We start from the raw sequence: 20111 nt of genomic DNA, 5'->3' as shown, positions 1-20111 counted from the left end.
GACCCCTTAGGCGATGAACGGAATCGAGCTTCATCGCTGTTATTATTTATTGTTATCGTTTTATATTATTTTTATTCTTCTGCGTTATTGTTATCGCTTTGCATTGGTACTGTTTTAAGTTGCTTAACGTGAGCATTCGACGAGCAAAGATAGCTTAAGCTTAGCAGTTAATCGCAAATAATAAAGTTAAATTATTGATATATATAGGTCAATGCAGAGAGGACGCAGACAGGCAAAGTGTGGGCGAGGTGGGATAATGGCTTTTAACGCCAAACCAGTTGGCTGTTACCGAGTGTTTTAGCTTCGTTGAGACACAGATTCAAACGTTCGAGTATCTCTTCTGGTGTGTCGGAGTCTTTAAAGGCGGTACTGGCTGCCGAAAGAGTAATGGTGAGGTGGCGATCGCGGAACTTGAATGGCAGTTTAGCCACTTGTTTTTGAATGGCTTGAATGACATTAAACGCATCGTTATCACTGACCTCTGGGAGCAGTAAAATAAACTCTTCACCAGAAAAACGAGCCACAGTATCGGTATCTTGCAGCTCTTTTTTAATCGTACGCGCAATAATCTTCAGCGCTTTGTCACCAGCGGTGTAACCAAAACTATCGTTAATCGATTTAAAACCATCAATGTCTAGTATCACAACGCGTAAAGGGTGCTGAGCACGAATCCAGCGTCGATACTCTAGCTCTAAACGGTCGCCAAATGCGGCGCGGTTGTAAACCTTAGTCAGTGGATCCAACAACATACGTTGCGCTTGATCTTCAAGACGACGGCGATAATCTTGGGTTACTTCAAAGAGGGCTTCAAGTTGGTTTTTGCCATAACTCATCCGTTCAAGCAGGGATTGCTCACGTTGCTCTGCGTGCTTCAAACGTTCTGAAAGCGAATTCAGTTGAGTGAGTAAAGGGTTAACTTCAGCTTTGAGTCCATCTAGTGATGTGGCTTGTGTTACTTTTGATTGGGTACTGTCAATCAGATCGGCGAGTTCACCGCTCATCTCTTGTCTATGCTGAAAATAACTGTGCGACTGCTGTACGTTTTGCGTTGAGCTTTTTAAAGACGAAGAGAGGCTTGCGTTGACTTGTTCTAAGAACTGCTCTGACGTTTTACGCTCATAATTTGTGCCATCAATAACCAGTTTCAGAGTTTGTAGAGTTAATTCAAGCAGCACATGGCTATTAACTCCAATCAGAAGCTTGGCACGAATATCGGACAACAACTCTCCCGACTCACCTTCGAAATCAAGTTCGGTGATTAAGTGCTGAAGTTCATCAGAAAGTCTTAGTAGTAATTCTCGGTCTGAGCTATTTGCGATTTGATTGATGGTGTGTTCAGGATTGGCAGTGATAATTTTAACAGAACGCTCATACAGGCTCAGTAAACGCACGGCCTGTTCAGCCTTTGGGTGCTTAAGGCCATTAGAATAGCTCAGCAAATCGCGTAAATCGCGTTTGACCTTGGCCGGTAAACCCGTCAGCCTCAACAAGGTTTCACCGCTGTGTTTTATTTGCGAGTCAAGATGATCGGTGTGTTTATCCATAGCCAAGCCTTGTTGTTTAAGCAAACGCTCCAAAACGGCTAGTTTTGGAATTAGAGTACTGACGTCTTGCTGTTGCTCGATAGCTTGTTTGAGCTCAGTTAACCCTGCGTTTAAACGCGGGTTTTCAGTTTTATAGGCACAACTTAGCGACGCAATGATGCGCTGAAGGACCTTCTGTTCTCTTTTAAATTTGAACGAGGTGTCCCGCTGTGTCAATCGGACTTGTTCCAATTGAGATTTCAGCTTGTGCAGCTGTGACTGAAGATCTTGCTCAAGAACACCCATGAATAAACTTAAGTTGGATTCTAATGCTATTTATTAATCTGTCGATAATATCAAATAAATCGGGGCCGTCACGACTTAGTGAGTGCGATTGCCGAGCTTTTACTCATCTTTTAATAGTTTTTTGATACTGTCCTCATTCTTGAACGAAGAGTGGACTTTGATCAAGCCTTGATTTATCGAATGTTTACATGCTTTGCGGATATTTCCGGTGGCTAAACTGGCGGCTGGAGCGTTTTCAATCGCCCGTAAATAGACCCACTGACTGCAATGTTCTTTCATACTGAGTGTGCGTGCAGTGCTTGTTGACATAAGTAGCACATCAATCAGTTCCTTATCATTGACCGCGGTGTAAGCTCTGGGTAGGAATGGGTAGTCCGCCATGCCGATACGAATAATTCGATTGATGTGACGCTCAGGTTCAAACTCTAAGATCCATTGTTGGATTTTTTCAAACACTTGCTCAGGTTGTGTGTTCTGTTCACTGTTCGGTTCGATATAAAGCAAATTAGCATCTGAGAAGTGGTAGATTCGCGCCGGGTGCGTCACTCGCTCTTTTAGAAAATCACCAAAAGCACGCTCCAGTTTTAGCCCTTCTTGATAGCCATGTTGCAAGTACATGTTGCGTAAGAAAGGGATATCGATCATCACAAAACGTAATCGATCGTTGAGCGGCTCATGAATAAGTTCACCCACATGCCATTTTTCAAACTTGTGATTACTCTCTTCGAGTGAAGCGGGCAAACGCGCGTTCAGCATGCGTAAGTTCTTTAAGCCTGAACGCGAGTGAGTGTAAAGATCTTCATTGAGTGCGTCGAGTTCTTCATTTTGCAAACCGATGATATGGCCACGTCTCATCAGGAAAAGAAATAAAATCGCACTGAGGATAAACAGCGTTAAGGTAATATTTTGAAACTTACGGTGGTCGCTTTGTGTCTGCTCAAGTTCTTGTCTTTGACTATTTAAGTGCAGCGTTTGCTCGACAAACTCTTTCTGCTGACGAAAAGCATCTTCACTGATCAAGTCGAGTTCTTGTTGCTCAATGGTTGCTAGTGAGTCGTACTGCTTTAGGCTCTCAAGAGCCAGTTGATACTGGTTGTCTAATTCATAGCCCAAGTAGAGCATCTTGTAGGCCATCTTTTCGAGGCTCACATCTTGCTCTTCACGCGCAATGTTAAGGGCTTGTTTGGCTCGGTCGATTGCTTGCTGTGGTTGACTTTGATATTGGGCTAACTCAGCTTCAAGTAATAGCGCATAAGACTTTAAGCGCGGAATGTTGGCGAATTGGAGTAGCTCTTGGGCACGCTCTAGATATTGTTCGGCCAAAGGGTAGTTGACCAGCTTAAGGTAAGTTGAGGCAAGAGCGATATGCAATTCGATAATATTATCGATATTGTTGTTGAGCCGGTCGTGATCCATGGCATTGAAGTAATGGACCAAGGCGAGATTGTATTTGCCTTGATGGTAATAAATGTCGCCCATACTTTTTAGTATTGGTGGCAGCGCAGGTGAGCCCTGATAATTATCGTAGTAGTCGGCGGCTTGTGAGTAGTGGTCATTGGCCTTGTCTAACACCTTACGTTCGTAAAAAAGCTGACCGAGTAGGCGGTTGACTTGTGCTAGTTGATTGGCGGAGTCTTTCTCTATCGCCTTCCAATAACTGATCAGTAATTCAGACAAAGCGCGGTTGTATTGTTTGTTCGCCAGTAGGTGTTGGCCGACCGTGGTGTGGTAGTCGATAAAGATAGAAGTGGTATCGGTACTGTCAACATAGTCTTTGGCTTGTAAATAAAGCTCGTCTGCCAAAGCAATGTTGCCTTGTTTTGATGCAATACGCGCTTTAAACATCAACATCCGATAGCCGAGTCCACGTAACAATTGTTGCGGGTTTTCAATGCTAGAGAAACTATTTTCTAGTTGAGCCAATTTGTTACGTGCTTTATCACTGTCGTGATCGATAAGCCAAATTAATTCGGTTTGCTGCAAATCGACACTAATAGACAGATATGGAAGATGATAACTTTCAGCGATAATGTGCGCTTCACGTAAATGCTTCAACGCTTGAAGGGTGTTGCCTAAGTTATATTCTGCTTGAGCAAGAATGCGCAGAGCATCTATGGTACTGCCGGGAGTACGAATACGACTATCGGCTTCATCACGTGACATCGCCGATGGGCTTTGCTCGGTCTTATCCGAAATAGTACGCTGCTCGAGGTAGTCGCTGACCAGTTGTTTGGCCTGATGCGGCACGACATTAACCAAGTTGTTCGCTTCACTTAAGCTTGCTGATGCGTAAATCGTGTTGGCCATCAATGGCCAAGCGAGCAGTAACAACAATGCGCCAACAATGCGCATGCAGCGTACTTTCACCATAGAGATGTGTTCCTTATTGACGAGCCATACGTTGGTTGTGGTTAGGCTGACTGCTGATGTTTGAGCGATATGGATTAATATCGAGTCCACCACGACGTGTATAACGCGCATAAACGGTTAAGGATTGAGGTTGGCAGAACTGCGTAATGTCCGTAAAGATGCGTTCCACACACTGTTCGTGGAATTCATTGTGTTCGCGGAAAGAGACGATATAACGCAGTAGCGCTTCACGATCGAGCTGTTTACCCGTGTAGTGAATCTCAACACTACCCCAATCAGGCTGGTTAGTGATAAGACAGTTGGATTTTAGCAGATGGCTATGAAGACTTTCTGTGACCCACTCACCGCTTGCGGCGCCCGCTAATAGATTACGGTCAAAATCATAACTGGTGATTTCGATATCTTGAGCATCAATACAGTCACCATCCATCGTGACGATCACGCTATCGGTATAGTCGTCAACTGAGCGCAAGGTCACATCGACTGTTTCACCCGCGCAGGCTGACAGATCCTTGATCAGTCTCTTTTCAACGTCATCCCAGCCTGAAAAACGGGTTTGATTAAAACTGTTGAGATAGAGCTTAAATGATTTTGATTCGATTAAGTTGGCGCTGGTGGCTGGAATTGACACTTCACCAATCGCCACCTGTGGCAAACCTTTGTCATTTAGCCAAGAGAGCTCATATAAAGTCCAAATATCGCAACCTACGAAAGGCAGATCTTGGCCTAAATTGAGGTCGTCGCGGTTGAGGCTACGAGGTACAGGTTGCAGCAGGCTTGGGTCATATTGGTTTGCATACTCGGTTTTCTGCCCCAAGGTTAGGCCAGTTAACTCTTTCGCATCAGAATATTTGCTCATACTTTTTGTTCGTTTTCTATTAGAATGTCGAGAATTTTACGCAATCCTGCCATTAAAAGCGACTACTCATGTTGGAGAATCTAATGACTGATAATGCCTTACAAGCGTTGCTCTCATTCAGTGCAAAATACCGCCAAGCACACTTAGATGCTTTGGGACACTTACCGAAAAGCGCAGAGTTGGTTGATCTTGTCTCTCCATGTGTGGAGAAAAAGACCGATCAAGCGGTCGAATGGCAAGCCTGCCAACGTGAGGTTGCAGCCGATTTTACCAACGTTGAGAACGGGATTGAACTCGTGCTCCATGATGATATCAAACTCTTTTACGGCACCCAGTATAGCGCCGATATGGAAGCGACCTGGCAAGGTAACCCACTGTCGTTGCTGCAAGTATGGAGTGATGAGGACTTTGTTCGTTTGCAAGAGAACATTCTTGGTCACTTAGTGACTCAGCGTCGTTTGAAATTAAAACCGACGGTCTTTATCGCCGCGACAGATACAGAGATGGATGTTATCTCTATCTGTAATTTAACTGGTAACGTTGTGTTAGAACGTCTTGGTACCGATAAGCGTGACGTATTGGCGGACAATCTCGGCCAGTTTATCAACCAACTTGACGTCGTGGTGCAGTAATGTACATCTGGAATGTTGACAAGATAAAATATTAACATTGTCAAGGCTTTGTTGCGTAATTCAGACGAGAAACCAAACCGCCCAACGTTGAGCAGCTTTTAGACAATATACTGAGTTTCAGGCATACCAAGTCCTGTAAGCTTGTTCAGCGCTTTAATCATTGCGTAAGTCTCACCAACCTGAGCGTTGTAATTTCGGAGGCTGAATTTTCCACCCAACAACGGTTTCACTCGATGCATTGCTGTCTCTGATAGCGAGCGCTTATGATAGCCATACCGCTTATTCCACTTCTTGTTGGAGCCGTACAGCTTCTGTCAGCCTCCTACTGCTAAGTTGCGAGGATGTCCTTGCTCCCAGAAGACTGCCCCTTCTCGTGGCGGAATGAGCGGAACTGCTCGCTTGATTCGTATAGCATCATGGCAGTTCCTTGTGTCATAAGCTCGATCACCCTATATCTCAATGACTTTACGACGTGTCTGCTTAAGCAAGTAGGGGAACACTTCGGCATCGATTACGTTAGATAGACTCAACTCTGCTGTGAAAGGACTGTTTGATATTCGAGGCTACATCCTTGGCTACCACGATAGGCTTCAAGGGAATGATCTGTTTCAAAAAAGGAGGGCCCCGTTGATGACGTCATACTCTTGAATAGCGATACCATGTGGGCGTCCCTGTGTATCATCATACGTCTGGCATAGGCCAGATTGTTGCTTTCACTTTCTTTCATCGCTGTGAAGCCCTTCTTTTTACCTAGCTGGTTTCACACCAACCTTAAAAAACGCAGATATCAATTTTATACTCAAATAAAACATGACTCACTAGCGCCTTTATATTTCGATTTCGAATTTTCAACGATCTCTCAGACTTGCTTGCTTTCTGATTCTACCCATTGCATAAAAACTTGATATCCTGCAGCTAAAAATGCCGCACCAACGAACATACCCAGTATTCCCCCAGACATAACCCCACCCACTGCACCAATGAGTATTATAGGCATTGGGACATCCAACCCTCTTCCAAGAATGATCGGTTTTAAGAAATTATCTATCAAGCTTGCAGCAATAATTAATACTGTGAAGATAACATTGTGTGCTGTTCCACTATCTCCTGACCACAATATCGCAACAGCGACCAGAGCCACGACGGTCACAGGGAGCTGAACGATAGCAAAAACTAAGGCGATTAACGTAAACAGAGAAGCCGCAGGAACGCCTGCTAACGTTACGACAGCACCAAATATCATTGCTGTTAAAAATGCGATTCCAATAATGCCTACAGCGACCTGCCTTAGGGTTGCTGTTGTTAATTTATGCAGCGTGGGTCCTTTGACCGGGTCTGTAAAACTTATAAAAATTTTACGTATTGATGCTGATGCGGGTTCAGCCCAAGCTAACATTACCCCAGCAATGATCACCGCACCTATCAAGACAAATACGCTCTTAGCTGCGCCAGCCGCACTATCGAACACCCAACCGAAAATGTTTTTTATTTGAGGCTGATGCTTATCTATGAAAACAGGCAGATTGACAGCGGCTTCATCCCAGGCTGCATATACTTTTTCCCCGACTAATGGCCATTCTTTTACGTTGTCAGTTGGCTTCGACACGGCTAGTGTGCCATTTCGATAAGAATCGAGTGCCTCTAACGTTTTAGATGCAAATGAGTTACCAACCATAGCGGTAGGCGTTCCAAGTACAAGCACGCCAATCACCGCGACTAAAGTAGCCGATCGGCTAGATCTTAAGCCCAGTTTACGTTCAATAGCCAACTTAAGAGGGTAAAGTGCAATAGCCAATACCAGCGCCCAAAGTAAAATAGGTAAAAATGGTAAAAACGCCCACCAACAGACAATCACAATAAGCGTAATTGCTGCGAATCGTATCAATGAAGTACTAAATGCTTTCACTAATACCTTTTCTAAGTTCTCATTTGAATTATTCAAGTCTTTCCTCATTTTCTATTCCTAGAACGAATTAAACGGTTTGTATTCGTATTGACTTCGGCTAATACGTGATCTGAACCAGAAGTTAGACTGGACGTTTCATTAGACGAAATTTTGATTTTTAACGTTAACTTGGCGTGGATGCCCAACAACTGTGCCTTCTTGTCCAATTGCAATCAACTTATATCTACTCAAAGATCGTTTCATGTCATGTCTCGTAACGCTTTGTGTCAAATATGTTATTTATCAAGATATATGTAAAAATTATCTCTATAATAGCCCCAATAACAATTAATCATGTAGTGAATTAGACTTATGGGTTACGTTGTTGAACTGCAATTTGAATGTTTCGATAACACCACCGTCTCTGCGGTAGACAAAGCGATCAACGGTTTGATGGACGCTTTACGTTATAACGGTCAGGTTTTGGGGCGTGAGTTTCCTATTGTTATGGGCGATGGTGAATTTTTTGTTCGCGTCGTGTGCCCCGAGCAAGACAGTCTTCATCCAAGTTATCACTCCGATTTTGTCAACGTGTGCTTAAACCGCTTAACCGATGCCAGTCTATTGGCACCTAAAATGCGTTTGCTTGGGCGAGACCTCAATTCAGAAGAGGCCGCAGAGTCAACGTCGCCAAGTTGGCAAGTGTTGTACACCACGTATGTTCATACTTGCTCTCCGCTGCGCAGCGGTGAAACCTTATTACCGATTCCACTGTATCGAAATGGACCGACGCTCAACGGGGATCATAAGGCGGTGATCAAATGGCAAACAGAGTGGCAAGCGTGTGATGAAATTCAGATGGCGGGCGGATGTCGCGCCGAGCATGCGGCGCTGCATGAAATTTGTGATGTCGATAGTGTACTTTTTAAACGAGGGTGGGATTTGCGTGGACGTATTGAGTACATTAGCCAGATCCCCACTTACTACTACCAATATCGGGTTGGTGGCCAGAACTTAGCCGCTGAAAAAGCGCGAAAGTGCCCTAAATGTGGTGGTGATTGGTTACTTGATGAGCCTGTCCACGATATCTTCTATTTTAAGTGCGAACCATGCCGAATTGTGTCGAATATTTCGTGGGATCACCTTAAGTAAGGCAGATGTCGCGATGGATTCCTGGTTTACACCGAGATAACAAAGACAAAGACTCGCACTATTGCGGGTCTTTGTCGTTTTGGTCTGAGGGATTTTTGTCGTTGTCTTGAGCCGATGGCGTTTTTTTATCGGTCCGACCAAATTTCATATTGGCGGTGTACTTTAAGGCGGCGATGTTGCCGATAACGACACTAAGGACAATCGCGATAATCACCCAAGGGTTGGTTAGAAAGTCCATCATGACGATACCTACTGGTAAATATTATGTATAAATTGATTGTAGATCGTTTCGAGCTTAGCTAATACCACTTGTTGACCTAAAATAGGCGAGCGCTGCAGGACTTGTCGCAAAACTGGCAAAGTGAGTTGTTCTGAACAACCTTGGCTGACCTGCTTGTGGCTGATATGCCAAGGCTCGGGAGCGACGCCACCTAAATCTTGCGCATAGGGAAAAAAGAACCCGAATTCACTCAGGTGGGTCTGTAACCACAGATAAAACTCATGCTGATGGCCCGTTAAGTACTCCCATGGCTCAAGTTTTAGTGTGTCGCCTTCAGGCAAACGATCTCGAGCAAAAATGTCGAAGTCCGTTCCCCAATGGTGGCGACTGGCTCCCGGAAGCGCTGACCAACGCAATATCGCCTCAACCTTCTGTTCGTCACTGAGGGTGTCACTTGCTAACGCTTGGCTGTGGCTGTCGAGTATCACACTGCGTCCCGCCATTTTATTATTCCAAATCGTCGCTTGACGTTCAAAATCGCGAAAGCCACTGGCGATATTAAGAGTAAAGCCAGCCTCGGCTGCGGCTTGTTTTAGCATCAGCAGATCTTGGCTCACACTAGGGTGAACCAAAAATGCTTTTTGCCCCACCACAGTGTCAACTAAGTGGCTGGTGACTTGGCCGGTAAGCTGCTCTGGAGTCATTACTGCGCCAACAAGTTCTCAAGGTTTTTTTGGTACATAGCAGTGAGCTTCTCCAGGTCGGCAACCTTGACGCACTCATTCACTTTATGGATGGTCGCGTTGACAGGTCCAAGTTCGACAACTTGACCCCCCATACGAGCAATAAAGCGACCGTCAGACGTACCACCGGTGGTAAGCAACGCAGGTTTGGTTTGGTTAACGTTATCGACTGCACCAACAACGGCATCAAGCAAAGCGCCTGTATCGGTTAAGAATGGGTCGCCATTAAAAGTCCAGTGCAGATCATAGTCAAGATCGTGCTTAGCCAAAATGTCGTTGATACGCGCCATGATGGTCTCGTTATTGAGCTCGGTACTGAATCGAAGGTTGAACTGAATCTTAAATTCGCCCGGAATCACGTTAGAGGCCCCCGTGCCAGCGTGCACGTTTGGAATTTGGAAACTGGTCGGCGGGAAATAATCGTTGCCTTGATCCCACTCGGTTGTTGCCAGTTCATGTATCGCGAGAAGTGACTGGTGAACCGGATTTTTTGCCAGATGCGGATAGGCGACATGGCCCTGAATTCCTTTCACGGTCAAATCACCTGTGATCGAACCTCGGCGGCCATTTTTGACAACATCACCAACCACTTCGGTACTGGAAGGTTCACCGACAATACACATGTCGATGTTTTCACCGCGTGCCATTAATGCTTCAACCACACGCACTGTGCCGTTGATAAATGGACCTTCTTCATCTGAGGTGATCAAAAAGCCAATCGAACCTTTGTGATTTGGGTGATCAGTAATGAACTGCTCTACCGCAACCACCATACTGGCTAATGAGCCTTTCATATCAGCGGCGCCACGTCCGTAGAGAAAACCATCGACAATGGTGGGTTCAAAAGGAGCTGTGTGCCAATGATCTAAGTTTCCAGCAGGAACTACATCGGTGTGACCTGCAAAAGCAAACAGTGGCGATTCGCTGCCGCGTCGTGCCCAAAAGTTGGTGGTATCTTCAAACACCATGACTTCTATCTCAAAACCAAGCGCTTTCAATCGCTCAATCATCACCTGCTGGCAACCCGCGTCTTCAGGGGTTACCGATTGGCGGCTAATTAAATCTTTTGCCAGAGCCAGAGTAGGGCTGTCTGTCATCCTTGAAATCCTTACGAAAAATTTATGAAAAAAGAGCGGCGTATTGATCCGCTTTAAAACCAATATGGTACTCGTCACCTGATACGAGAATCGGGCGTTTGATCATTGCAGGCTGCTCAACCAAGAGCGCGATGACATTGTCTTGGTTAAGATTGTCTTTTTGCTCTTGTGGCAGTTGGCGATAGGTTGTACCGCGTTTGTTAAGTACGTTTTCCCACCCAAGCTGTTGGCAGAAAGTTTCGACCATTTTAGTGTCGATACCCTGTTTGCGGTAATCATGAAATTGGTAGTCGATGCTCTGCGCATCAAGCCATTTCTTGGCCTTTTTAATCGTGTCGCAGTTGGGAATACCGTACATGGTGATTGTCATAGTGAAACCTTTACAAGTGACTTTTTATTTCTGTTTTTTGCATCCTAGCAGGAAGTGAACAACGAGACAAAAGTGTGATGTATATATTTCAACGAGTAAAAAAAATCGCTATCAAACCATAGCGATTGTAGAGTTTTTGATCAAACGCAACACATAGCTGCGCAAAACAGAAATAATGACCCTAGAAATTTATAGGAGGTATCAATGGAATTGAGTCCTGTTTTTGCGAGGCGCTTGTATCTTGCACTGCTTGTTGAAAATTTAGAAAGACCAAATGTGCCAAAACTTATCGAGCAGACGGGTTGGCCCCGTCGCACGATTCAAGACGTCATTAAGGCCTTGCCGGGAATCGGTATTGAGCTGATGTTTGTTCAAGATGGTCGACGTCATAATGATGGCTACTATCAATTGTCAGATTGGGGGCCTTTTGATAGCCAGTGGGTTATCGAGAGAAAAACCGCGATCGCCGCCAGTTTAGGCTTTAGCGCATAGCGCAAGGCAACAGACCATAAAACCTAGCGTTTATCGCTAGGTTTTTTTATGCGCTCGGCTCTACTTAGTAGTGCAAAGGTACGCATTGCCCATCACAGTGAATGAAGTGACAAAATCTTGTGGGTGGACCAAAAATACGGTATTGCCCCCCAGAGTGTGGGCTTGATTTTTGATGTCGTTAAATGCTCCACGTACCATCACATCATTAGGAAACAATAAATAGCTGTACCAATGGCCCTCGCTGCCAGTCACTTCGCCTAACCATTGGCAATCGTTAGCATCGAATTGAGCATCCATTCTGAGATGGACGTTAGTCGCGTCAGGGTCAACCTTGGTATAGGGTGACGTGCAGCCAACGAGACTAATGGTGATAGCGATAGTAAATAGGCGATTAACTTTGGCTAACATAAACGATAAATCCTATCCAACTTGTGATGAGTAATATCCAAGGTAGAACAGGCGCCTTGGTGGAGCGTTCAGCAACCGCAGGAGACTCGTTGTTGATGTCAACAGGTGTCTGCACCACTTGCTTGCTCTTTTGCGCTTTTTTCTTTGCTTTGTCAGTCTGTCTCGCGCGTTCTTTTTGCTGCTTTTTGTACAGCGCAATGCCTTTTTCGATTCCTTGGGCAATGAGTTTAGTTTGCTCTTTGGTTTGAGCCGGCTTTTGTGTCGCCTTGGCAATTTTCATCGCTTCTTGTTGAGTTTCTGGGGAGGAAACGACTTTATTCTTCATAATAAAAAGTCTTGTTAAATCAAAGATGCCAATATCCTAACACGATATAATCGTTTAAAGATGGACATTAACCTAGGTATGGTGATGAAACGAACGCTACTCGCTAGTTTAGTGCTGGCGGTGCCAGTTTACTTCTGGTTCCAAGGTCAGAAGCCACAACCAAGCGCACTACTTGACACTCCGCCAACACACGCACAGTGGATGGAATCAATTCAGCAGCAATTGACGCAAGACCCGAATCAAGCCGAGCTGTGGTTCCAATTGGGTCAGGGTTATCTAGACCTGCAGGATTTTTCCTCTGCCTTGACTTGTTTTGACTATGCTCAGCGTTTAACTGATGTTCCTTCGGCCAATCAGTTGGCGGCGAAGGCGACGGCGCTCTATTATGTCGAAAAACAGCGTATGACCACGCCCGTACAAGCGCTTTTAGATCGTGCGTTACGCATTGAACCCAATAATTTAACGGCACTGTCTTTACTTGCCAGTGATCACTTTATTAGTTTTCGTTATCAACAAGCAATTGATACTTGGACGCAAATACTTAATTCAGCAAACAGCGAACTCGACCGTGCAGCGGTTATTCATTCCCTTAATCAAGCCAAAGCAATGTTACCTAGTAATCAGTAAGAAAAATCGGCACATAGAGTGCCGATTTTTTAACTTATTAGACTGGTTTTAAACGTAACAGACTAGTATGTCGATTCGCGTTTTTGCGCCTCTTTTTCCCATTTTGGTACAACGGTTTTGAGGAATTGCGCTTTATCAGCATTCATCTTGTCCATGTCCATACCGAGGGCTTTTTGCGCCGCCGCTTTGGTAGAAATGTCTGGGATTTCAATTGGTTCTGTGATGCCTTTTTTCGCGAGCAAGCGGACAATCTTAGTTCGAGCGTCTGCAGCTCTATCGACCGCGGTACCGAGTACTTCCAATGCCACTTCAGGAGCATGCATATGGACACCGTGTGACGCGATAGCGTAGTCCCAACGCCATTGAGCGTGACGAATATCTTGCAGAATGTCTTTCATTTCTTGTTCAGTTGCCCCTGCATCCCAAGCTGCACCGGCTTCAAAATGCGCGGCAACGATCTGTTTCTCAGCCGTTAGCTTCATATTTAGGACCTGAGCTTTTCGAGTGGAGACAATATCTCTAAGTTGGTCTTTGGATTGTGTGTGGCAGTTTGCACAAGTATCTTCAAAGCGATCAAATGGGTTACCTACTTTATGGTCGGTGTAAACCGTACCATCTTCTTTGGCTACTTTTGGCATGTGGCAGTCTACGCAAGAGACTTTGTTTTTGCCGTGAATACCATCGCGCCAAGTTTCATAACCAGGGTGCTGAGCTTTAAGCATGGGCGCTTTTGATACCTTGTGTGTCCAGTCTTTAAAGCCAAGCGCATCATAATAGGCTTCCATATCGTTAACGGTGGTGCCCATGTCCCACGGGAACTTGACCGATTTGTTTGGCCCAGTAAAGTAATACTCTACGTGACATTGACCACAGACTGAGGCTTGTTTATCAAGACGAGATTGTTTTTCAAAAGGCTTATCGATGGCTTGGAAAGCACGCTCAACATAGGGCTTGGTCAGAGCTAATGCAGGCTCACCATTTTTGAAACCTTCACTGCGCGTATCGTGACAATCTGCGCAGCCAATCGGGTTGGCAATTTGGTTGCCTAAACGCGCCCATTTGCCTTGAAAATAGCCATCTTCACCACGTTCTTCAATGACACGACCAACATCGGGGCTTTTACAGCTCCAACACGCCATAGGCATAGGACCAGAGTTTTCGTCTTGAGGCGCGCCTGTACGTAGAGTTTGACGCACATCATTAAGCGCGAAGAAGTGGCCGCGAGCCTTGTTGTAGTCCTTAGCGAAGCCATACCCAGCCCACATGATCACCATATTGGGATCTTCTGCTAAGGCATCTTCAATATGTTCACTCTCAGAGGTTGCTTGCCATGAATGGTATTGGTCAGGGTGTTGTTGTTCATAGCCCTGATTACGCGGGTCTATCAACTCTTTGGTTTCAGAAGCAGCAAAGCTTGTGGTGCTCAATAAAGAGCTGGCCACGACCGCTACCGCAGATTTTGCTATCCAATGAAGTGTATTCACAGTGTTATCTCCGTATTCTGTTTTTATAAGCAGCGTTGTGAACTGGCGTATTCCAAACTAAGAATTGGAGAAACTGAAATATATTGTAGTAAATAGAAATAAAATAAATAACTTAGCAATAAGTCTTAATTGTTTTAGATCAATTTTACTAGGTGATCTAGTTCATGTTCATTTGCATATACCCCTTTAGGGGTATTAGTTTGTGTGTTTTTTTCATAATGAAACTTATTATCATCAATGAGTTAGGATTATTTGCCTGACGAAAAATAAGGTGATGGAGATCGAAATTTAACCATCATGAGCTACTCCCTAAGTGTAACAGGAGTAATATTTAACCAATAGCGTTGTGGCTTATCCAGAATAAGAATTGATCTCATTTGATCTGTTGTTTACATATCAAAGGGTTTTAATTTTTAACCGTCCTTTATTTGTTGTTAATTCGATAATGAGGGCGAGTATAAGGAAAGGATAATATGGGCAATATAAAGTTGGCCATGGTCATAATGCTGAAATCTCTTCTAGCATTTTGCCTCTATGGTTATTCTCTTCATGCCGTTGCCGATACTTCAACACTGCAGTCTGAAGAACCGTTAGCGCGTCATGAAGTCACATTTATCCGTGACAAGGATTACAAATGTATTCAATGTCATAAGGATGCCAAACAAACCCTCGCAGGTTCTCATGGTGAAGAGGCTCACAAAGCTCTTGGTCGTGAAGTCAACTGTACTGAATGTCATAACAATATCGGCCCAGACCATCGCGAAGGTGCGTCAATCGTCACCAAATACTCAAGCGCCCAGTCGCAATTGGGGACCGATAAAGTGTTCCTCGATCCCCAAGCGATTCTCAAGGCCAATAGTCAGTGTGTCGATTGTCACCAACCACAACCCTTGCGTGAAAGTAGCTGGACACATGATGTTCATGCCAAAAATCTAACTTGCTCTAACTGTCATGATGTCCACGCGAGCAAAACCAAGGTTCTTGGGTTAGAGCACAAGCAGCGTATTAAGCTCTGTGTTGATTGTCACTCTGACTTTAACCACCTAAAAAAGGAGAAGTAGCATGAGTTGCTCAAGACGAAACTTCTTAACTGGTGCTGGTGCCGTGATTTTTACCACTGGTGTAGCAGGGACAGCTGTGCTCAATAGTCGTAAATCCTTGGCAAATATAGAGCAAGATGGCAATAAGTTATATGGCATGATCCACGATGAAACCGCTTGTATTGGTTGTACGGCTTGTACTGAGGCGTGCCGTGAAGTCAATAACGTGCCAGAGGGCGTTTCACGCCTAGAAATTATTCGCAGTGAACCTCAAGGTGAGTTTCCGGATGTTGATTACCGTTTTACTCGCAAATCTTGTCAACATTGTGAAAACCCACCTTGCGTTTATGTTTGTCCGACGGGAGCGGCTTATAAAGATGAGAAAACCGGCATTATCGATGTGCACAAAGAAAAGTGTGTTGGTTGTGGCTATTGCCTAGCTGCGTGTCCTTACCAAGTGCGCTTTTTCCATCCGGAAGATCACTCTGCCGACAAATGTAACTTCTGTCGTGATACCAATTTAGCGCAAGGTAAGCTTCCTGCCTGTGTTGAATCCTGTCCAACTAAAGCACTGATTTTTGGTGATCTGAACGATCCCAGCAGTGAGATAAATCAGGTCCTTAAAACCGAGGTGGTTTATCGAGACAAAGCGCACCTTGGCACCAAGCCTAAGTTGTATAAAGTACCTCACCAAAAAGGGGAGATATGATCATGAATGGTTTTGAATCTGCATTTCACTTCGACGCTTTGGTATGGGACTGGATAATCGCTATTTATCTGTTTTTGGCTGGGATGTCTGCTGGTGCGGTAATGATAGCATTGTACTTGAAACGTAAAGTTATTGAGGGAGATCCTGCCAACAATGGAATTTTGAAGGCGATGGCATGGCTGGCACCATTTGGCATTATCTCGGGCTTGACGATATTGATTTTTCACTTAACCAAACCGTTGGAATTTTGGAAAATAATGATCTATTTCAACCCGAGTTCAGTGATGTCGATGGGGGTCATTTTGTTCCAAGTTTACATGCTGGTACTGTTTGTCTGGATTGGTATTTTATTCCGCCATCAAATCACTAAGTTTGGCGAAGGTTTGTTGCCAAGCAAGTTGCTTGATTTTATCGACAGTGTGCTACTTAAATCTGGCAAGTTCACCAACGCGATTGAGTTATTCTTGGGCTTTCTTGCCATTGTGCTGGCTGCTTATACTGGATTTCTACTTTCGGCTTTGAAAACCTACCCAATGCTCAATAATCCAGTGCTTCCGATACTATTTTTGTTCTCAAGTTTGTCCTCGGGTGCAGCGGCGTGCTTGATGTTTGGTATTTTAGTGTTTAAAGAGCCAGCATCCAGTCCAAGCGTAGCTTGGGTACATAGCTTTGAACGACCTGTTGTGATGTTTGAGTTGTTTGTCTTAGTCACCTTCTTTACCGGGCTGATTTTTAGTGGCGGACAAAATGAAGTTGCGGCTTGGAATGCCATCGGTGGGGGCTTTTGGTCCAACTGGTTCTGGTTCGGTGTCGTACTGATAGGGATGGTGCTTCCACTTACGCTTAATGCTTTGACTTCAAAAGAGACACGTCATAATGGTGGTTATATCTTTATGGTGACAAGTTTAAGTTTAGTTGGCGTATTGATGTTGCGTACCTTTATCCTCTATGCCGGACAGATGACGGTTATATAATTATGTTCGGAGAGATAGGGCATTTTGCACTGGTGTGGATTGCGATATCGAGCAGTATTAGCTCGACCTTGTACGCTTGGCAAAAGTGGCATATTCGTCAACGCCCATTCTCGCTTTCTTTTCTCGCTAAACTCAATGGTGCCGTTGCGCTGTTGAGTTTGGTGCTTCTCGCTTATCTGTTTATCTCTGATCAGTTCCACTTTCAATATGTTGCCTCGCACTCTAATTCAGCCTTGCCATTGGCCTTCAAAATTGCTGCTGTTTGGGGAGGGCATGAAGGTTCGATGTTGTTTTGGGTGTTTACCTTAGCATTGTGGTCCGCTTTTATTAGCTGTCTTCATCGGACTAAAAAAGCCTACTTACAAGATGTACTCTGGATCATGGGGCTCTTTGTTGGTGTGTTTGCTTGGTTTACTTTAGTCACCTCTAACCCGTTTACTTACTCTCAAGTTTGGCTAGAGCAGGGGCGCGATCTCAATCCAATGTTGCAGGATGTTGGTTTGATATTTCATCCACCACTGCTTTATCTTGGGTACATTGGTTTTTCAACGGTATTAGCCTTTGCCCTAGCGGCGTTAATGCAGCCTCAAATCAATCAGCATTGGGTCGCGTTAGCTAGGCCGTGGGCAGTATCGGCTTGGGCATTTTTGACCTTAGGTATATTGGTGGGTGCATGGTGGGCATACAATGAGCTAGGCTGGGGCGGGTGGTGGTTTTGGGACCCGGTTGAAAACGCGTCGTTATTACCTTGGCTTACTGGAACCGCTTTGCTTCATGCGTTAGTCGCTGCAAATCATCAACAACAACAGAGGTTCTGTGCCTTGGTATTAGCCTTGGTAACTTTTAGCCTGAGTATTCTCGGCACTTTTATTGTTCGTTCTGGTGTATTGACCTCGGTGCATGCCTTTGCGGTTGACCCGGGTAAGGGTATTACCTTGCTTGCGATCATGGTGGTAACTTTGATTGCAGGGTTTAGTTTACTGTTTATGCGCGCTGAACAAATCATTAGCCGACCAATTGTCTCGATTGTAAGTCGAAATTATTTGACTTTAAGTGCGGTTGGGTTGTTGATCGTTGCCAGTTTTACTGTCTTTCTGGGCTCTTTCTATCCTATGTTATACGAGCTGTTCGGCTTGGGGGCAATTTCTGTTGGTGCGCCATATTTTAATACCCTGTTTACGCCACTGACGCTGATAGCTTTAAGCTTAATGGGAGCGGTTCCTTTCCTTAAATGGCAGCATGGAAACTATTTTAGCACGATAAAAATGGCTGCATTGTTTGCCGTTTGTCTGTCAATCGGTGCGCTACTGTATTGGTTCCAAGTCGCAAACTTCTCACTGTCGGTTGCGCTCACTTGGGGGTTAGCAATCTGGGTTTTGGGGAGCCATAGTTTACTCGCTCTTCGTCAAACTCGGTTATCTTTTATGGTGGCGGCTCATATTGGGCTTGCCATCAGCGCGGTTGGCGCCATGATGCATGCCGAGCATTCGTTTGAATTGAACCGGAAGATGTCACCGGGTTCAGTGGTGGAACTTACTGATGGTCAAATAAATTATCAGCGTACTGATTGGGTGATTGGTCCCAATTATACTGCCGAGCGAGCAGTGTTAACGCTTCAACAAGCGAACAAAAGCTATCAGCTTACCCCCGAGCGACGCCATTATCCGGTTCGAGTGATGAATATGAGTGAACCGGCAATACAGACCTTTTGGCACGGTGACTACTACATCACATTGGGCAGTAAAGTCGATACACACTCGTATGCAGTTAAAATACAATATAAATCCTACATGAGCTGGATTTGGGGTGGGGCGATTGTTGCAATTCTCGGCGCGCTGATGTCTTTGGTTAAGTGGCAAGTAAGTAGAGGCCGTTATGTTACAGTCGAGCAAGTTTAAAATTACGTTGTTTGTTATTGGTTTACTCTGTTTTGTCGTAATCCTTGTCGTCAGCTTAAAGACCCAACAAATGGGGCCACAATCACAGTTAGTGGTGCGCCAATTCCCCATCACTTCAGTTGAACTGCTAGAACCAGATAATGCTAGCCATCAGTCAAGCGATGAATTGTTTACACAGCAATATCAGTTGGTCAATGTGTGGGCCTCGTGGTGTGGTATTTGCCGTCAAGAACATGCTTATCTTAACCTGCTGGCTGAGCAGCAGGTGACGATTATCGGTCTTAACTATCGCGACACACGCTCTGCCGCTCTCAACTATATCGCCAACTTAGGCAGCCCATATCAACATATTGTATTTGACCCAAAAGGAAAACTAGCCCTCGATTTGGGTGTCGTTGGTACCCCTGAAACCTACTTAGTGAACCAAGCTGGTGAGATAATTTATAAGCACTTAGGTGCACTTGATGGGCGGGTATGGCAACAACATTTTGCGGCTTACTTCGTTAAGGGAGCCAATGGATGAAAACGAATAGATCGTTGGTGACCCTAGTTCTAAGTTTTTTTGTGGCTGGTTTAATGGCGACTCAGCTTAATGCTGCCGAGCAGACTTTGTTCGTTGCTGTTACCAATGAACAACAGGTGCAGGTGGAGTTATTTGAGTTTCAGTCACCACAGAAGCAGCAGCAAGCCATCGAACTGGCGAAATCATTACGCTGCCCACAATGTCAAAATCAAAACTTAGTTGAGTCCAATTCGCCGATTGCCAAAGACTTGCGGCTTATTGTTTATCAAATGATTGACCAAGGACAGAGTGACCAAGCGGTTATTGATTTCATGACGCAACGCTATGGCGAGTTTGTTCGTTATAAGCCGGAGTTTAGCTTGGCTAACTCATTACTCTGGTTGGCTCCGATTATATTGTTAGTTGTTTTTGTTACTTTTTCTGTATGGCGGATTCGTCAGCGCAATCAGCCGCTAACTTAGCCTGCTAGTCTCA

21 protein-coding genes and 1 pseudogene are annotated in these 20111 nt (G+C 44.8%); 10 read left to right on the top strand and 12 right to left on the bottom strand.

What is annotated here, in order from left to right:
- Positions 1–263 precede the first annotated feature (263 nt).
- From BS19_RS17680 to queF, 3 genes are all read right to left on the bottom strand, one after another.
- Positions 264–1829, bottom strand: coding sequence for a GGDEF domain-containing protein (locus tag BS19_RS17680; RefSeq protein ID WP_038177144.1), 1566 nt, complete (start codon positions 1827–1829; stop codon positions 264–266).
- A 99-nt stretch (positions 1830–1928) separates the two neighbouring features.
- Positions 1929–4199, bottom strand: coding sequence for a tetratricopeptide repeat protein (locus BS19_RS17675; protein WP_038177141.1), 2271 nt, complete (start codon positions 4197–4199; stop codon positions 1929–1931).
- Positions 4200–4212: 13 nt separating this feature from the next.
- The gene (gene queF / locus BS19_RS17670; protein ID WP_038177140.1) at positions 4213–5058 is read right to left on the bottom strand and encodes an NADPH-dependent 7-cyano-7-deazaguanine reductase QueF; all 846 of its coding nucleotides are present in this window, start codon (positions 5056–5058) and stop codon (positions 4213–4215) included.
- An 83-nt stretch (positions 5059–5141) separates the two neighbouring features.
- Here queF and syd point away from each other — a divergent pair, with 83 nt between their 5' ends.
- Positions 5142–5690: a SecY-interacting protein gene (syd, locus tag BS19_RS17665; RefSeq protein WP_038177137.1), complete on the top strand. Its 549-nt coding sequence runs from the start codon at positions 5142–5144 to the stop codon at positions 5688–5690.
- A gap of 98 nt (positions 5691–5788) precedes the next feature.
- Here syd and BS19_RS17660 read toward each other — a convergent pair.
- A pseudogene (locus BS19_RS17660) lies at positions 5789–6226 on the bottom strand (transposase); the annotation flags it as partial.
- Between the two features lie 323 nt (positions 6227–6549).
- Positions 6550–7632 carry an AI-2E family transporter gene (locus tag BS19_RS17655; RefSeq protein ID WP_051686576.1) on the bottom strand — a complete coding sequence of 361 codons (1083 nt, stop codon included), beginning with the start codon at positions 7630–7632 and terminating at the stop codon, positions 6550–6552.
- Positions 7633–7947: 315 nt separating this feature from the next.
- On the opposite strand from BS19_RS17655, the gene BS19_RS17650 reads away from it, so the two are divergent.
- On the top strand, positions 7948–8727 hold the full coding sequence (locus BS19_RS17650) for a Zn-ribbon-containing protein (RefSeq protein WP_038177136.1): 780 nt from the start codon (positions 7948–7950) through the stop codon (positions 8725–8727).
- A gap of 58 nt (positions 8728–8785) precedes the next feature.
- Here the strand turns inward: BS19_RS17650 and BS19_RS17645 are convergent, their stop codons facing one another.
- Genes BS19_RS17645 through BS19_RS17630 form a run of 4 tightly spaced genes read right to left on the bottom strand, consistent with a single transcriptional unit; the run spans position 8786 to position 11157 of the window.
- Positions 8786–8965, bottom strand: a complete 180-nt coding sequence (locus BS19_RS17645; protein WP_038177132.1) for a DUF2897 family protein — start codon at positions 8963–8965, stop codon at positions 8786–8788.
- A gap of 11 nt (positions 8966–8976) precedes the next feature.
- Positions 8977–9651, bottom strand: a complete 675-nt coding sequence (locus BS19_RS17640; RefSeq protein WP_038177129.1) for a M15 family metallopeptidase — start codon at positions 9649–9651, stop codon at positions 8977–8979.
- Positions 9651–10787 carry a succinyl-diaminopimelate desuccinylase gene (gene dapE / locus BS19_RS17635; protein WP_038177128.1) on the bottom strand — a complete coding sequence of 379 codons (1137 nt, stop codon included), beginning with the start codon at positions 10785–10787 and terminating at the stop codon, positions 9651–9653. Before dapE ends, BS19_RS17640 begins: the two co-directional genes overlap by 1 nt.
- Positions 10788–10809: 22 nt before the next feature.
- Positions 10810–11157 carry an ArsC family reductase gene (locus tag BS19_RS17630; protein ID WP_038177125.1) on the bottom strand — a complete coding sequence of 116 codons (348 nt, stop codon included), beginning with the start codon at positions 11155–11157 and terminating at the stop codon, positions 10810–10812.
- Positions 11158–11361: 204 nt separating this feature from the next.
- Here BS19_RS17630 and BS19_RS17625 point away from each other — a divergent pair, with 204 nt between their 5' ends.
- Positions 11362–11649, top strand: coding sequence for a winged helix-turn-helix domain-containing protein (locus tag BS19_RS17625; RefSeq protein WP_038177123.1), 288 nt, complete (start codon positions 11362–11364; stop codon positions 11647–11649).
- A gap of 60 nt (positions 11650–11709) precedes the next feature.
- Here the strand turns inward: BS19_RS17625 and BS19_RS17620 are convergent, their stop codons facing one another.
- Together BS19_RS17620 and BS19_RS17615 are read right to left on the bottom strand one after the other, a co-directional pair.
- Positions 11710–12057: a DUF4156 domain-containing protein gene (locus tag BS19_RS17620; RefSeq protein ID WP_038177120.1), complete on the bottom strand. Its 348-nt coding sequence runs from the start codon at positions 12055–12057 to the stop codon at positions 11710–11712.
- A complete protein-coding gene (locus tag BS19_RS17615; protein WP_038177118.1) occupies positions 12041–12382 on the bottom strand; it encodes a DUF2956 domain-containing protein in 342 nt (113 codons plus the stop codon). The genes BS19_RS17620 and BS19_RS17615 overlap by 17 nt, the downstream gene beginning before the upstream one ends.
- Positions 12383–12466: 84 nt before the next feature.
- On the opposite strand from BS19_RS17615, the gene BS19_RS17610 reads away from it, so the two are divergent.
- The gene (locus tag BS19_RS17610; protein WP_038177257.1) at positions 12467–13009 is read left to right on the top strand and encodes a TPR domain-containing protein; all 543 of its coding nucleotides are present in this window, start codon (positions 12467–12469) and stop codon (positions 13007–13009) included.
- A gap of 62 nt (positions 13010–13071) precedes the next feature.
- Here BS19_RS17610 and nrfA read toward each other — a convergent pair whose 3' ends face one another.
- A complete protein-coding gene (nrfA, locus tag BS19_RS17605; protein ID WP_038177117.1) occupies positions 13072–14493 on the bottom strand; it encodes an ammonia-forming nitrite reductase cytochrome c552 subunit in 1422 nt (473 codons plus the stop codon).
- A gap of 473 nt (positions 14494–14966) precedes the next feature.
- On the opposite strand from nrfA, the gene nrfB reads away from it, so the two are divergent.
- The 6 genes from nrfB to nrfF are packed head-to-tail and all read left to right on the top strand — an operon-like array spanning position 14967 to position 20098.
- Positions 14967–15554, top strand: coding sequence for a cytochrome c nitrite reductase pentaheme subunit (gene nrfB / locus BS19_RS17600; RefSeq protein WP_038177116.1), 588 nt, complete (start codon positions 14967–14969; stop codon positions 15552–15554).
- A gap of 1 nt (position 15555) precedes the next feature.
- Complete coding sequence (gene nrfC, locus BS19_RS17595) at positions 15556–16242, top strand: cytochrome c nitrite reductase Fe-S protein (protein ID WP_038177115.1); 687 nt, start codon at positions 15556–15558, stop codon at positions 16240–16242.
- A 2-nt stretch (positions 16243–16244) separates the two neighbouring features.
- Positions 16245–17216 carry a cytochrome c nitrite reductase subunit NrfD gene (gene nrfD / locus BS19_RS17590; protein WP_038177256.1) on the top strand — a complete coding sequence of 324 codons (972 nt, stop codon included), beginning with the start codon at positions 16245–16247 and terminating at the stop codon, positions 17214–17216.
- A gap of 2 nt (positions 17217–17218) precedes the next feature.
- On the top strand, positions 17219–19114 hold the full coding sequence (locus BS19_RS17585; RefSeq protein WP_038177114.1) for a heme lyase CcmF/NrfE family subunit: 1896 nt from the start codon (positions 17219–17221) through the stop codon (positions 19112–19114).
- A complete protein-coding gene (locus tag BS19_RS17580; protein WP_038177112.1) occupies positions 19092–19637 on the top strand; it encodes a DsbE family thiol:disulfide interchange protein in 546 nt (181 codons plus the stop codon). Before BS19_RS17585 ends, BS19_RS17580 begins: the two co-directional genes overlap by 23 nt.
- Positions 19634–20098, top strand: coding sequence for a heme lyase NrfEFG subunit NrfF (nrfF, locus tag BS19_RS17575; RefSeq protein WP_038177111.1), 465 nt, complete (start codon positions 19634–19636; stop codon positions 20096–20098). Before BS19_RS17580 ends, nrfF begins: the two co-directional genes overlap by 4 nt.
- The last annotated feature ends 13 nt before the right edge of the window (positions 20099–20111 follow it).

It is taken from the genome of Vibrio pacinii DSM 19139 (assembly GCF_000711795.1).
Lineage (GTDB): Bacteria > Pseudomonadota > Gammaproteobacteria > Enterobacterales > Vibrionaceae > Vibrio > Vibrio pacinii.
The sequence above is the reverse complement of the archived record's forward strand: the minus strand, read 5'-3'. Positions and strand labels throughout refer to the sequence as shown.

Excerpts from the sequence above, each read along its gene's own strand:
- BS19_RS17680 (WP_038177144.1), bottom strand. The coding sequence starts at position 1,829 with ATGGGTGTTCTTGAGCAAGATCTTCAGTCACAGCTGCACAAGCTGAAA.
- BS19_RS17675 (WP_038177141.1), bottom strand. The coding sequence starts at position 4,199 with ATGGTGAAAGTACGCTGCATGCGCATTGTTGGCGCATTGTTGTTACTG.
- queF (WP_038177140.1), bottom strand. The coding sequence starts at position 5,058 with ATGAGCAAATATTCTGATGCGAAAGAGTTAACTGGCCTAACCTTGGGG.
- syd (WP_038177137.1), top strand. The coding sequence starts at position 5,142 with ATGACTGATAATGCCTTACAAGCGTTGCTCTCATTCAGTGCAAAATAC.
- BS19_RS17650 (WP_038177136.1), top strand. The coding sequence starts at position 7,948 with ATGGGTTACGTTGTTGAACTGCAATTTGAATGTTTCGATAACACCACC.
- BS19_RS17645 (WP_038177132.1), bottom strand. The coding sequence starts at position 8,965 with ATGGACTTTCTAACCAACCCTTGGGTGATTATCGCGATTGTCCTTAGT.
- BS19_RS17640 (WP_038177129.1), bottom strand. The coding sequence starts at position 9,651 with ATGACTCCAGAGCAGCTTACCGGCCAAGTCACCAGCCACTTAGTTGAC.
- dapE (WP_038177128.1), bottom strand. The coding sequence starts at position 10,787 with ATGACAGACAGCCCTACTCTGGCTCTGGCAAAAGATTTAATTAGCCGC.
- BS19_RS17630 (WP_038177125.1), bottom strand. The coding sequence starts at position 11,157 with ATGACAATCACCATGTACGGTATTCCCAACTGCGACACGATTAAAAAG.
- BS19_RS17625 (WP_038177123.1), top strand. The coding sequence starts at position 11,362 with ATGGAATTGAGTCCTGTTTTTGCGAGGCGCTTGTATCTTGCACTGCTT.
- BS19_RS17620 (WP_038177120.1), bottom strand. The coding sequence starts at position 12,057 with ATGTTAGCCAAAGTTAATCGCCTATTTACTATCGCTATCACCATTAGT.
- BS19_RS17615 (WP_038177118.1), bottom strand. The coding sequence starts at position 12,382 with ATGAAGAATAAAGTCGTTTCCTCCCCAGAAACTCAACAAGAAGCGATG.
- BS19_RS17610 (WP_038177257.1), top strand. The coding sequence starts at position 12,467 with ATGAAACGAACGCTACTCGCTAGTTTAGTGCTGGCGGTGCCAGTTTAC.
- nrfB (WP_038177116.1), top strand. The coding sequence starts at position 14,967 with ATGGGCAATATAAAGTTGGCCATGGTCATAATGCTGAAATCTCTTCTA.
- nrfC (WP_038177115.1), top strand. The coding sequence starts at position 15,556 with ATGAGTTGCTCAAGACGAAACTTCTTAACTGGTGCTGGTGCCGTGATT.
- nrfD (WP_038177256.1), top strand. The coding sequence starts at position 16,245 with ATGAATGGTTTTGAATCTGCATTTCACTTCGACGCTTTGGTATGGGAC.
- BS19_RS17585 (WP_038177114.1), top strand. The coding sequence starts at position 17,219 with ATGTTCGGAGAGATAGGGCATTTTGCACTGGTGTGGATTGCGATATCG.
- BS19_RS17580 (WP_038177112.1), top strand. The coding sequence starts at position 19,092 with ATGTTACAGTCGAGCAAGTTTAAAATTACGTTGTTTGTTATTGGTTTA.
- nrfF (WP_038177111.1), top strand. The coding sequence starts at position 19,634 with ATGAAAACGAATAGATCGTTGGTGACCCTAGTTCTAAGTTTTTTTGTG.